Genomic DNA, 12,514 nt, shown 5'->3' on the forward strand with positions numbered 1-12,514 from the left:
GAGACAGGGTCAGGACCGCCCCCGCGCCCGCTCACTGCCCGAACACCGGCATCGCCGCCACACGGCCTCCGCGTGCGATGAAGACGCGGTGGGCGGCGCTCGCCAGCTGGTAAGGGCCCTCGAGCTTCATCTTCGCCGTGAAGAGGACGTTGCGGGTCTTCTTGTGGACCACCCGGACGTCGGAGTCGTCGGGGGCCGGCAGCCAGACGGTCGCGCCCTCGACAGCCGGGGCGCTGGTGGCGCTGCCAAGGCCGTCCAGGACCTCGTACCAGTCGGATACGGGAAAGAGGACGCCCGGCATGGTGGTGTAGCGGTACGCGTGGATGCCGTCGGCGACGAAGACCAAGCCGTCCTTGGCGGTCGGAGTGCCCCAGCCGTCGCTGGTGGACGTGAGGCCGGTGCTCTTCGCGTCCTCGGTCCACTCGATTTCTCCGGTCCGCAGCTCGCGGGCGGTCAGTACGGGGCCCGGGAGGTACACGGTGCCGCCGTCGACGGCGGGGGCCGCCCCCGCCGTGCTGTAGCCACGGAACTTCCAGTCCGTCTCGCCCGTCTTGGTGTCGACAGAGATCGCCTGCCCGTCCCGGCCGAGTACGACAATCCGACCGACACCGACGGCAGCCGTAGCCGGGGCGCCGGAGGCGGGAGACTCCATCGGCCGGGACCAGGCGGTCTCGAGGGTCCAGGCGTTCAGGGCCCGGAGCTCGTTGTCCTTCGTCACCAGGTAGACATGGGTGGCGTCGGCGCACAGAAGGTAGTCGGCGGACGTGTCCGTCTGCCACACCGGCTTGCCCGTGGCCGCGACGAACGCATGGGCGACACCCTTGTCGTCGGCGCCGACCACGAGGCGGTCGGCGACGGAGACGAAGCCTGCATCGGCGCGTACCTCCGACGTACGCCACCGCTCGCGACCGTCCGTCACGGCGAGCGCGAGCAGTCCGCCCGCCTTCGCGTGGACGATCAGCACGTCACCCGCCGGCAGCGGCGGTCGCCCGTTCCGGGCGGCCACGTCGAGCGGTCCCCACAGCGGCTTCGGCGTCGTACCCGGCTTGGTGTCGATCACGGAGATGTACGGGGCCACCGGGGCCGTCGTCGCCGGCGGGACGTCGGCCGTGGGGTTCGTCTTCCCGTCCCGCGTCAGCAGCCAGACCCCGGCCCCGCCGCCCACCGCGAGGACGCCCGCCCCCGCTCCGGCGAGGGCGAGGAAGCGGCGGCGGGTCGGCGCGGCACCCTGCACCACGGTGTCGGGGGAGGGGCCGGCGGTCAGCTGCTTGACCCCCGTCTCGCGCCGGGCGATGTCCTCGGCGAGCGGGCCCTTGCGCCAGGCCCGGTCGGCCCCCTTCGGTGGTGCGAAGGCCGTGGTGATCTGCGTCGGTACGGGACGCAGAGCCGGGTCCTTCGCCAGGCAGGGGCCGATCAGTTGCTGGAGGGCGGGCGGGACCTGGCTCAGGTCCGGGGTGCCGTGGACGACCTCGTACTGCACCGCGGCCACATGCGTCGCGTCGAACGCGCGCCGGCCGCTCGCCGCGTAGGCGAGCAGGGCACCCAGTGAGAAGACGTCCGACGGCGGGCCGACGCGCTGACCGAGGACCTGCTCGGGTGCTCCGTACCCGGGGGTGACCGGGATCTGGCCCGTCGTCGTCAGGGTCAGGCCGTGCTCGGGGCGCGCGATGCCGAAGTCGATGACGCGCGGGCCCGAGGACGTCAGCACGATGTTCCCCGGCTTGAGGTCCCGGTGGACGAGACCCGCCGCGTGGATGTCATTGAGTGTGCGGGACAGGAAGTGGCCCAGGGCGCGGACGGTGGGTTCGTCCATCGGCCCGTACGTACGGACGGCCTCGTCCAGCGTCGGACCGGTGAGGAACTCGGCGGCGATCCACGGCCGGCCCCCCTCGGTCCGGGCGCCCAGGACCCGTGCCACACCCTTGCTCGTGACGGCCCGCGCCATCTCCGCCTCGCGGACGAAGCGTTGGGCGAGGTGCCGGTCATGGGCGAGTTCCGGGCGGAGCACCTTCACCGCGGCCGTACCGCCGCCGGAGTCCCGGCCGAGGTAGACCTTGCCCATACCGCCCTCACCCAGGACACCGAGGAGCCGGTACGGGCCGAGCCGGAGGGGGTCGCCGGTGCCGAGCGGGTTCACACTCACTTGTTCTGCTTCCTCACTGGTGCCTGATGCCGCGTCACTCGTACGGGAAGGCCACGGACGTGGCCTCTCCCGCGCCGACGATCCGGCTGAGCTTCCTGTCCACGACGTACCGGGTCGCGTCGGTGGGGAACACCCAGGCCGAGCGGCGGGTGGAGAGGTCGATGGCGTTCAGCCCGCCGACGACGGGAGCGTAGACGTATCGCTTCCCGACGAGGGGGACGGTGTCGAGCGTGGGCGTCAGGTCCCGGGCGGGCGGCTGCTCCTCCCACCGCACGGCACCCTTGTCGGCGCTCACGGCGACCAGACCGCGTTCGCCCTCGGTGGCGTAGACCACGCCTTCCGCCACGGCCGGCTTGCCGTAGGAATGCGTTCCCCTGCGGACCTCCCAGGCGATCTTCCCGTCGGTGACGCGCAGCGCCCGCAGCCGGTCACCGCCCAGGTAGATGTGCTGGGCGTCCAGCGCGAGTTCGCCGGGCCTGAGCCAGGCGTCGGTCTTGGACTGGGGGATGGAGCGCTGCCAGAGGGGGTTGCCCGTGCGGGCATCCCGGGCCTCCATGCGCAGGGACTCCATGTCGCCGCTGACCTTGCCGAGGATCAGTTTCCCGCCGACGACCTGCGTGACGTAGCGACGGTTGCCGTCCCAGGTGTACGGCCGTCGCCAGGCCTCCTTGCCCGTACGGAGGTTCACGGCGAGCAGGTGCCAGCCGGCCTCGTCGTCCTCCCCCCGCCGCGCCGAGGCGAAGAGCATTCCGCCGTCGGCGGTGAGCAGGTGGGTGCCCTGACCGTCGCCGACGAACCCCGGCACCTCGATGGGGGACCCGGACTCCGTCCCGGTGCGTGCGGAGATCCTGAGGATCTGCAGCCCCTTCCCCGTCGTGCTGTCACGCGACCGGAAGAAGTCCGTGCCGTCCGTGACGACCTGCTGGTAGTAGACCGACATCGATTTCCAGAGCTCGCTGCCCGTGGCGGGGCTCCGCGCGATGAACTGCCCGGACTCCGAGAAGCCGACCACGCCGTCGGCGAGGAGGGGAGTGACCTGCTCCTCGTGGTCGGTCGATTCGGCCTGCCAGAGGGACTTGGTGTCGCCGTTGGGGTCGTCGTCGTCGGTCGGGGCGGGGGAGGACGGCTCGGGACCGGCGCTCCCGCCGCCGGTCGAGGGCTCGTCCTCGGGGCCCAGCCAGGCCCACGCGCCCGCCCCCAGCCCGGCGAGCCCCAGCAGCGCACCGCCACCCGCCGCCAGCACACCGCGGCGGGAAGGGCGGCGGGGGCCGGACGCGGCGACCGTCTCCGCGTACGGGTCGTCCGCCGGGGGCGGGAGGCGGTGGGGGTGGTGGAGCCAGACCTGGGTGGCTCGGCGGGCGATGTCCGTGAGGAGGTGGGGTGGGAGGTGGTCCGCGAACTCACCCCGGCCGTCGTGGAGGTGGGCCGCCAGCGCGGTCGTCGTCGGGCGGGCCGCAGGGTCCTTGGCGAGGCAGGCCGTCAGGAGGGGGAGCAGGGGCTCCGGGACGCCCGTGAGGTCGGGGTCGGTGTAGCGGACGCGGTAGAGGAGGTCAGCGGGGGCGCCCGTGCCGAAGGGGCCGTGGCCCGTCGCCGCGAAGACCAGGACGCCCGCGAGGGCGAAGACGTCGCCGGCCGGGGTGTGTTCCTGGCCGCCCGCCTGTTCGGGGGACATGAACGCCGGGGTGCCCGCCGCCGCGCCCGTGCTCGTCAGGTGGTCGTCGCCGGCGGCGCGGGCAATGCCGAAGTCGATGATCTTCGGGCCGTAGGCGGTGACCAGGACGTTGGAGGGCTTGAGGTCGCGGTGGACGACGTCCGAGGAGTGCAGCTGCGCCAGGGCGCCGGCGAGGGCCGCGCCGAGCGCGCGGACGGAAGGTTCCGGGAGCGGGCCGCAGAGCGTCACCGCGTCGTCGAGCGGGGGGCCGAGGACGTACTCCGTTGCCAGCCATGGCGTTTCGGCCAGCGGGTCCGCGTCGACGACGGCGGCTCCGTGCCGGTCGCCGATGATCCGGGCCGCGTCCGTCTCCAGCCGGAAGCGGGTACGGAAGCCGGCCTCGGAGGCGAGCCGGGCGTGCATCGTCTTCAGGGCGACCGTACGGCCGCCGGGCGTACGGGCCAGATAGACCGTGCCCATGCCGCCTGAGCCCAGGCGGGCGAGCAGCCGGTACGTGGCGATGGCCGCCGGGTCGTCGTGGGTGAGCGGTGACAGCATCGTGTCAGCTCCAGGGCAGTTCGGCGGCGAGGATCTCGGACGACTGGCGGGCCAACGCCGCGACGACCCGGCCGGGCAGCCAGCCGGGGGTCAGCAGCGAACCCGCCGAGCTGAGGACGGTCTCGTGCGGGGTCGGCGGGGTGAGGGCGGTCAGGACCGCGGCCGCCGAGGGGCGGTGGGCGGGATCCCGGGTGAGACACGGGGAGATCGACGGGCACAGGGACGACGGGAGTTCGGAGCGTTCCGGGACGGTGTGGCCCGTCGCCGCGTACGCGAGGACCGACCCGAGCGCGTACACATCACCCGGTGGGCGGGGCAGCCCGCCCGACGCCTGCTCGGGCGCCAGCGCGCCCGGGTCCAGGTCCGAGAGCCGGCCCGCCGCCGCCCGTACCGCGCCGAAGCACGTCAGGCGCGGACCGTCGGCGGTGAGCAGGACCGCGGCGGGGGACACGCCCGCGTGCGTGACGCCCTGCGCGTGCGCGGCGGCCAGCGTCTCGGCGAGGGCGACGCCGATCACCCGTACCGTTTCCTCCGGCAACGGCCCGCCGTGCACGGCGAGGGCGACGGGGAGCGGGAGGGAGGGGACGTACGGCGTCGCGTGGAAGGGGGCGTCGGCGGCCGACACCTCCGTGATCGGGGCGATCCACGGGCCCAGGAGCCGCTGTCCCGCCTGTGCCTCCGTCAGGAAGCCCGCGGGGTCGGCGCCCCGCAGGGGCGCGGAGAGCAGCACCGTACGGTCGCCGTCCGCGCTGCGGGCGATGAAGCGACGGCAGGGCGCGAGATCGCGGGGCGGGTCCAGGCGGGCGATCAGCCGGTACGGGCCGATCCGGCGCGCGGACTCGTCGCTCGGGCGCGGCCGTTCCACGTGTGAACCCCCCTGTCGGACACCACCCCTGTTGCTCCAGCGGTTGCTGGAGCAACAGGAGCCTACTCAAGGGGGACGGAGCGAAGGGCGCGGGCCGTCGGTCCACCGCCGGACCACCGGCGGTCCACGGTCAGTCCGCGAGGGGATCCTCGGCCGGGCGCGACGCGCCGATCAGGGACAGCGCGAGGATCGAGGCGCGCGTGATGAGGCCGGCGAGCAGGATCGTGCCGAACCCCTCCACCCGCCACGGGCCGATCTCGCCGCCCAGCCAGGACAGCAGCCACCAGATCAGCGAGTCCTGGACGAACCCGGCGGCGGCGAAGGCCAGCAGGGGCAGGGGCGGGACCGGGGCGGAGGGTCCGATGTGGACGAGCTGCGTGAGGAGGGCGATCACGATGCCCGCGATCACGATGGAGAGGCCCACGTCCTCGGCTTCCGGGCCCAGCGTGACGCCCGGCAGCACGGCCCCGGAGATGCCGACTCCGACGAGGGCGCCCAACCTGCGTCTCGTGCCTGTATCAGTCATGGGCGGACTCTGACATGCACGGTGTGATCTTGTGAAGATCCCGTGGAGGCGGGATCCAGAGACCGTGATCGGAATCGAACCGACGTAACTCGCTTTGCAGGCGAGCCCCTCAACCACTCGGGCACACGGTCGTGTTGTGCACGAGTACGACCGTAGGCCCGGGTTCGGAGGGGGCTCAAGGGTTTCGGGCGCGGTGCAACACGACTGCCATGGTGCGTTCACGCAGGGGGCCTGCGGTCGTACGTCCAAGGGACCAGGCCGGACCCGACTCCGGACAGGGCCCATCTGGCCTTATGCCCCTTACGCTGGGGGTATGAGCGCCCTCGAACCCCGCGACGCCGTCGCGCCGCCCACCACCGCCGCCTCCCCGGGCGGCGGGTCCGTGCTCGACCGGGACCACCGGGCGCTCAGTATCGGCATCGTCTCCGTCGTCCTGCTCATCGCCTTCGAGGCGACCGCCGTCGGCACGGCCATGCCGGTCGCGGCGCGCGAGCTGGACGGGATCCCGCTGTACGCGTTCGCCTTCTCCGCGTACTTCACCACCAGCCTCTTCGCCATGGTCCTGTCCGGGCAGTGGTCCGACCGCAGCGGGCCCCTCGCCCCGCTCACCGTCGGCATCTCCTCCTTCGCCGCCGGCCTGCTGCTCTCCGGGACCGCCGGCACGATGTGGCTGTTCATCCTCGGCAGGGCCGTGCAGGGGCTGGGCGGCGGCTTGGTGATCGTGGCGCTGTACGTGGTGGTCAGCCGCGCGTACTCCGAGACGCTGCGGCCCGCGATCATGGCCGCCTTCGCGGCGAGTTGGGTCGTCCCGTCCGTCGTCGGGCCCCTCGCCTCCGGCACCGTCACCGAGCATCTGGGATGGCGTTGGGTCTTCGTGGGGATCCCTGTCCTCGTCGTTCTTCCGCTCGCCCTCGCCCTGCCGGCGATACGTCGTACGGCCTCCGGGCCCGCCGACCCGGCCGCGCCGCTCCCGCCGTACGACCGGCGGCGGATCCGGCTCGCGCTCGGCATCTCGGCCGGTGCGGGGCTGCTGCAGTTCGCCGGCCAGGAGCTGCGCTGGCTCTCGCTGCTGCCGGCGGTGGCGGGTGCGGCGCTGCTGGTCCCGGCCGCGCGCGGGCTGCTGCCGCGCGGGACGTACCGCGCGGCGCGCGGGTTGCCGTCGGTGGTGCTGCTTCGGGGGATCGCGGCGGGGTCGTTCATCGCCGCTGAATCGTTTGTTCCGCTGATGCTGGTCACCCAGCGGGGGTTGAGCCCCACGCTCGCGGGCCTGTCGCTCGCGGTCGGCGGTGCGACGTGGGCGCTCGGCTCCTGGATCCAGTCCCGGCCGCGGACGGAGCCGTACCGGGAGCGGCTCGTGGTGCTCGGCATGGTGCTGGTGGCGGCGGCGATCGCCGCGGCGCCGAGCGTCCTGATCGCGTCGGTTCCGGTGTGGGTGGTCGCGGTGGCGTGGGGGTTCGGGTGCCTCGGCATGGGCATGGTGATCGCCTCGACGAGCGTGCTGCTCCTGAAGCTCTCGGCGCCGGAGGAGGCGGGCGCGAACTCGGCGGCCCTGCAGATCTCGGACGGCCTCTCGAACGTGCTGCTGCTGGCGGCGGGGGGAGCGGCGTTCGCGGCGCTGGGGGGCGGGGCGGTGGGGCACGCGGCCGCGTCCGCGTCTGCCTCGGCGGCGCACCCCGCGGCCTTCGCGGCGGTGTTCCTACCGATGGCGGGGGTGGCGCTGGCGGGGGTGTGGGTGGCTACGCGGCTGCGTGTGCAGGAAGGCCGGTGACACCGAGTGGTACCACGCGGTACCGTGTGGTGCATGGCTGGTCTCAACGTCAGGTTCACCGAGGAAGAGCTGGACGCGCTGCGTGAGCGCGCCGAGGCGGAGGGGCGCAGCATGCAGTCCTTCGCGCACGACGCCGTGATCCGGGCGATAAACGAGCACTCCCGGCTCTTCAACGAGGCGGCCGAGCACGTCCTGAAGGTCAGCGGGGAGCTGAACCGGAGGCTTGCGTGACGTACTACCTCACGCTGCCGGAGCTGCTGAACCTCGCCGAGCGCCTGGGAGCGAACGAGGTGCGCGACTACGGCCTGCTCGACTCCGCCCTGGCGCGACCACAGTCGAGTGTGTTCGGCCAGGACGCCTACCCCGACGTCTGGCAGAAGGCCGCGGCCCTTATGGAGTCCCTGGCACGCAACTACGGCCTGGTGGACGGGAACAAGCGCATCGCTTGGTATGCCACCTGGGTGTTCCTGCACATCAACGGGCATCCGCTGGACCCTGACTTCGACGTCGACGAAGCCGAGACGTTCGTCCTGGACGTGTGTCAAGGGGCGCTGGATGTCCCCAAGATCGCCGCACAGCTGCCGACGTTCGCCCGCTGAGACGAGGCTGTGACGCTCGCCGCACCGGGCGAGGTCACGGCCTTGTCCAGCCCGTGCCGCGAGGGGCGCACCGGTAAGGTGGCCCGGTTGTCATACCTGGACGAGCGTCGAACCGGAGACCGTGACTACCACCGCCACCTCCTCCCATCACCTCTCTCCCGCCTTCCCCGGCCGGGCCCCGTGGGGTACCGCCAACAAGCTGCGAGCCTGGCAGCAGGGCGCCATGGAGAAGTACATCCAGGAGCAGCCCCGCGACTTCCTCGCGGTCGCGACGCCCGGCGCCGGAAAGACCACCTTCGCGCTGACGCTCGCGTCCTGGCTGCTGCACCACCACGTCGTGCAGCAGGTGACGGTCGTCGCGCCCACCGAGCATCTGAAGAAGCAGTGGGCGGCCGCCGCCGCGCGGATAGGGATCAAGCTCGATCCCGACTACAGCGCCGGGCCGCTCAGCAAGGAGTACCAGGGCGTCGCCATCACCTACGCCGGCGTCGGCGTGCGCCCCATGCTCCACCGCAACCGCTGCGAGCAGCGCAAGACCCTCGTCATCCTCGACGAGATCCACCACGCCGGTGACTCGAAGTCCTGGGGCGAGGCCTGCCTGGAGGCCTTCGACCCGGCGACCCGGCGGCTCGCCCTGACCGGTACGCCGTTCCGTTCCGATACGAATCCCATCCCCTTCGTCACGTACGAGGAAGGGAACGACGGGATCCGGCGGTCGTCGGCGGACTATACGTACGGGTACGGCAATGCTCTGGGCGACGGCGTCGTGCGGCCCGTCATCTTCCTCTCCTACAGCGGCAACATGCGCTGGCGCACCAAGGCCGGTGACGAGATCGCCGCCCGCCTCGGCGAGCCCATGACGAAGGACGCCATCTCGCAGGCCTGGCGTACGGCCCTCGACCCCCGCGGCGACTGGATGCCGAACGTCCTGCGCGCCGCCGACCAGCGTCTGACGGAGGTCAGGAAGGGCATCCCCGACGCCGGCGGGCTCGTCATCGCCTCCGACCAGGACTCCGCCCGCGCGTACGCCAAGCTGATCCGCGAGATCACCGGCACCAAGGCCACGGTCGTCCTCTCCGACGAGGCCGCCGCCTCCAAGCGGATCGACGAGTTCAGCGAGAACAACGACCGCTGGATGGTCGCCGTCCGCATGGTGTCCGAAGGCGTCGACGTCCCCCGCCTCGCCGTGGGTGTCTACGCGACCACGATTTCGACTCCTCTCTTCTTCGCCCAGGCCGTCGGACGTTTCGTACGTTCGCGCAGGCGCGGCGAGACCGCGTCCGTGTTCCTTCCCACCATCCCCAACCTCCTCGGCTTCGCCAACGAGATGGAGGTCGAGCGCGACCACGTGCTCGACAAGCCGAAGAAGGACGGCGAGGAGGACCCGTACGCCGAGTCCGAGAAGGAGCTGGCGGAGGCCGAGAAGCAGCAGGACGAGGACACCGGCGAGCAGGACATGCTGCCCTTCGAGGCGCTGGAGTCCGACGCCGTCTTCGACCGCGTGCTGTACGACGGCGCCGAGTTCGGCATGCAGGCCCACCCGGGCAGCGAGGAGGAGCAGGACTACCTCGGCATCCCCGGGCTCCTCGAACCCGACCAGGTGCAGCTCCTCCTCCAGAAGCGCCAGGCCCGGCAGATCGCGCACAGTCGCAAGAAGCCGGACACCGAGGCGGATCTGCTGGAGCTCCCGGCCGAGCGGCGCCCCGTCGTTTCGCACAAGGAGCTGCTCGAGCTGCGCAAGCAGCTCAACACCATGGTCGGCGCGTACGTCCACCAGAGCGGCAAGCCGCACGGCGTCATCCACACGGAGCTGCGGCGGGTGTGCGGCGGGCCGCCGAGCGCCGAGGCGACGGCCGGGCAGATCCGCGAGCGGATCAAGAAGGTGCAGGAGTGGGCCACGCGGATGCGGTGAGTCCGGATGCGGTGAGTCCGGGTCGGTGAGTCCGGAAGTCGTGCGTCGGGATGTCGTGCGTCCGGAAGTCGTGCGTCCGGATGTCGTGCGGTGCGCATGTCGTGCGGTTCGCATGTTGTGCGGTGCGTAAGGCGTGAGTCCGGACGCTTCGGGCCCGTACGCGAGGGTGCGTACGGGCCCCGCTCGTGTGCGGAGGCCGCACCAGGTCCGACATAGCCGATCTTGTCCGGCGAACTTCCCTGACCGGCCGACTTACGCCTCGAACCGACCGTATCCGGTCGCTCGCGCCCGGATTCTGGACGAGGTCTTCCGCTGAGCGGAGTGGCTCGCTACTGTCCCCCGCAATGCAAACGCCCCGTGGCAGCGCCGCCGCGGAGCGCAGCCGGTGCGCATGGCCTGCCGGCGGCCTCTGACGTGCGTCGCCGCGGGACCGGCGCCGCTGCTCTCGTTTGAAGGTCCGCCGTCACTCACTCCGAAGGAGAGGGCGTCGTGACCGCGGAAACCTCCCAGACGCTCGACCGGGGCCTCAGGGTCCTCAAGCTGCTCGCCGACACCGACCACGGCCTGACCGTCACCGAGTTGTCCAACAAACTCGGCGTCAACAGGACCGTCGTCTACCGTCTGCTCGCCACACTCGAACAGCACGCGCTCGTACGACGAGACCTGGGCGGTCGCGCCCGCGTCGGCCTCGGTGTGCTGCGGCTGGGCCGCCAGGTCCATCCGCTGGTCCGCGAGGCCGCGCTGCCCGCGCTGCGTTCGCTCGCCGAGGACATAGGGGCCACCGCCCATCTGACCCTCGTCGACGGAGCGGAGGCGCTGGCGGTCGCCGTCGTCGAACCGACCTGGACCGACTACCACGTGGCCTACCGGGCCGGTTTCCGGCACCCGCTGGACCGGGGCGCGGCGGGCCGCGCGATCCTCGCGGCCCGGCAGGGCAGCCTGATCGAGCCCGGCTTCACGCTCACCCACGGCGAGCTGGAGGCGGGCGCGAGCGGGGCGGCGGCGCCGCTGGTCGGGGTCACGGGCATCGAGGGCAGCGTGGGCGTTGTCATGCTCGCGGACGCGGTCCCGGAACGGGTGGGCCCGAGGGTCGTCGACGCGGCGCGAGAAGTGGCCGACGCGCTGCGCTAGAGCGCGCCCGTTGTGGGCATTCGTTCCGCTGGGGCTGGGGGTCCCCCCGGACGAAGTCTGGGGGAGGGTGGGCACAACGGACGGTGCCCTTGCGGGCGCCTCCGCCTCCTGTGCCCGTCCACCCCAAGGGCCCTGCACGCGCAACGGCCCCGGGGTGCGGGGGCCCATGAGCGGAACGCGCCCGCAAGGGCGCCGTCCCGTGTGCCCACCCGTCCCGCCCAGCGGGACGACTGCCCACACGGGGTGGGGGTGGGGCGGTGTTCTGCCTCAGCGGGTCGACTGCCCACACGGAGGTGGGGTGGGGAGGCGGGTCGACTGCCCGCGACGGGTCAGGCACCCGCGCCCATCAGCAGCGCCCCCAGCGCCGTCCGTCGGTGTTCCACCGCTCGGCCCGCTCGGGTCGTCGTGATCAGGCCCGCACCCCGTAGCGCCGTCGCGTGTGCCGACGCCGTCGCGTTGCTGATGCCCAGGCGGCGGGCCAGGGACGTCGTCGTGTGGGCGTCGGTGAGTGCGCGGAGGAGTTCGAGGCGGGTGCGGCCGAGGACCGTCGCCAGGGACTCGTCCGTGCCCGGCGTCACATCCGGTGTGAGCGGCAGGCCGGGCCCGGCCGCGTACGTCACGACCACCGGTCGGTCCGGCAGGTCCTGGACGAGGGGCCGGCCGGTCCAGTGGAAGGTCGGCAGCAGGACGAGCCCGCGCCCGCCGAGCCTGATCTCCCGCTCACGAGCGACACCCGGCGCCGCCCACTCCCAGACGCCGTCGCGCAGCCGGCTGCCCGGCACCAGAGCGGGCAGGGACGCGCCGACGCCGTGTTCGGCGACGGTCAGGGCGTGCCGGGTGAACTCCGCCCGGTGCAGGTCCTGCACCAGCGGCCACACCGGTGCCACGACCGTCTCGAACGCCGCCCGCTGGGCGCGGCGCAACACCCCCAGGGCGCCCCTCTCACCCGCGTGGAGCTCGCGGATCCACCGCGGTGACGGACGCCCCGCGTACACCCGCTCCAGCTCCGCGCGCACCAGAGCCGGAGGCGCCGCCCCCACCAGTTCGAGGCCCTCCGTCAGCGTCTCGCCGAGCACATCGAGGAACAGCGGGGGATCGCCCGCCGGGACGAGGTCCGCGAGCGGGACCACGGCGTCCGGCAGGGAGCGCAGCACCCGCCGTCGCCAGCGGCCGAAGAGCAGCTCGGCGCCGCCGCCGAGCATCATCATGAAGGCCGCGTTCAGCTCCGGCACCGGGGCCGGCCGGGCGGCGAACCGTACCCGGGCGAAGTCCTCCGCCGTGAAACGTATCCGGATCACCGCACCAGCCTTTCGATCACAGCCTCAACCTTCGTCCGAAGCCCCTGCCCGGCGCCAGTCTGT

The 12,514-nt window shown here is 72.6% G+C and carries 10 protein-coding genes and 1 tRNA gene; 5 read left to right on the top strand and 6 right to left on the bottom strand.

Annotated features, from left to right (window positions below; all coding sequences use genetic code 11):
* Positions 1 to 31: 31 nt before the first annotated feature.
* From ACFV9D_RS16635 to ACFV9D_RS16655, 5 genes are all read right to left on the bottom strand, one after another.
* Positions 32 to 2,143: a PQQ-binding-like beta-propeller repeat protein gene (locus ACFV9D_RS16635; protein ID WP_385146052.1), complete on the bottom strand. Its 2,112-nt coding sequence runs from the start codon at positions 2,141 to 2,143 to the stop codon at positions 32 to 34.
* A gap of 34 nt (positions 2,144 to 2,177) precedes the next feature.
* A complete protein-coding gene (locus tag ACFV9D_RS16640) occupies positions 2,178 to 4,352 on the bottom strand; it encodes a PQQ-binding-like beta-propeller repeat protein (protein ID WP_385146054.1) in 2,175 nt (724 codons plus the stop codon).
* 4 nt (positions 4,353 to 4,356) lie between these two features.
* Positions 4,357 to 5,217: a serine/threonine protein kinase gene (locus tag ACFV9D_RS16645; protein ID WP_385146056.1), complete on the bottom strand. Its 861-nt coding sequence runs from the start codon at positions 5,215 to 5,217 to the stop codon at positions 4,357 to 4,359.
* A gap of 130 nt (positions 5,218 to 5,347) precedes the next feature.
* A complete protein-coding gene (locus ACFV9D_RS16650; protein WP_385146058.1) occupies positions 5,348 to 5,743 on the bottom strand; it encodes a hypothetical protein in 396 nt (131 codons plus the stop codon).
* 59 nt (positions 5,744 to 5,802) lie between these two features.
* Positions 5,803 to 5,874 (bottom strand) — tRNA-Cys (locus ACFV9D_RS16655).
* A 182-nt stretch (positions 5,875 to 6,056) separates the two neighbouring features.
* Between ACFV9D_RS16655 and ACFV9D_RS16660 the strand changes: the two genes are divergently transcribed.
* From ACFV9D_RS16660 to ACFV9D_RS16680, 5 genes are all read left to right on the top strand, one after another.
* Positions 6,057 to 7,511, top strand: a complete 1,455-nt coding sequence (locus ACFV9D_RS16660; protein WP_385146060.1) for an MFS transporter — start codon at positions 6,057 to 6,059, stop codon at positions 7,509 to 7,511.
* 33 nt (positions 7,512 to 7,544) lie between these two features.
* Positions 7,545 to 7,742 carry an Arc family DNA-binding protein gene (locus ACFV9D_RS16665; protein WP_351810035.1) on the top strand — a complete coding sequence of 66 codons (198 nt, stop codon included), beginning with the start codon at positions 7,545 to 7,547 and terminating at the stop codon, positions 7,740 to 7,742.
* The gene (locus tag ACFV9D_RS16670) at positions 7,739 to 8,110 is read left to right on the top strand and encodes a type II toxin-antitoxin system death-on-curing family toxin (RefSeq protein WP_385146062.1); all 372 of its coding nucleotides are present in this window, start codon (positions 7,739 to 7,741) and stop codon (positions 8,108 to 8,110) included. The genes ACFV9D_RS16665 and ACFV9D_RS16670 overlap by 4 nt, the downstream gene beginning before the upstream one ends.
* Positions 8,111 to 8,231: 121 nt before the next feature.
* Positions 8,232 to 10,022 carry a DEAD/DEAH box helicase gene (locus ACFV9D_RS16675; protein ID WP_385146064.1) on the top strand — a complete coding sequence of 597 codons (1,791 nt, stop codon included), beginning with the start codon at positions 8,232 to 8,234 and terminating at the stop codon, positions 10,020 to 10,022.
* Between the two features lie 489 nt (positions 10,023 to 10,511).
* On the top strand, positions 10,512 to 11,153 hold the full coding sequence (locus ACFV9D_RS16680; protein ID WP_361862844.1) for a helix-turn-helix domain-containing protein: 642 nt from the start codon (positions 10,512 to 10,514) through the stop codon (positions 11,151 to 11,153).
* A gap of 329 nt (positions 11,154 to 11,482) precedes the next feature.
* On the opposite strand, the gene ACFV9D_RS16685 is transcribed toward ACFV9D_RS16680, so the two are convergent.
* Entirely contained in the window at positions 11,483 to 12,451 is a 969-nt protein-coding gene (locus ACFV9D_RS16685) for an ArsR/SmtB family transcription factor (protein ID WP_385146066.1), read from the bottom strand.
* Between the last annotated feature and the right edge of the window lie 63 nt (positions 12,452 to 12,514).

This window comes from Streptomyces sp. NPDC059875, assembly GCF_042731085.1.
In the GTDB taxonomy this organism is placed as follows: Bacteria; Actinomycetota; Actinomycetes; order Streptomycetales; family Streptomycetaceae; genus Streptomyces.

What these genes read in the sequence shown, in the direction of transcription:
- ACFV9D_RS16640 (WP_385146054.1), bottom strand. Translation starts at nt 4,352, where the DNA reads ATGCTGTCACCGCTCACCCACGACGACCCGGCGGCCATCGCCACGTAC.
- ACFV9D_RS16665 (WP_351810035.1), top strand. Translation starts at nt 7,545, where the DNA reads ATGGCTGGTCTCAACGTCAGGTTCACCGAGGAAGAGCTGGACGCGCTG.
- ACFV9D_RS16650 (WP_385146058.1), bottom strand. Translation starts at nt 5,743, where the DNA reads ATGACTGATACAGGCACGAGACGCAGGTTGGGCGCCCTCGTCGGAGTC.
- ACFV9D_RS16660 (WP_385146060.1), top strand. Translation starts at nt 6,057, where the DNA reads ATGAGCGCCCTCGAACCCCGCGACGCCGTCGCGCCGCCCACCACCGCC.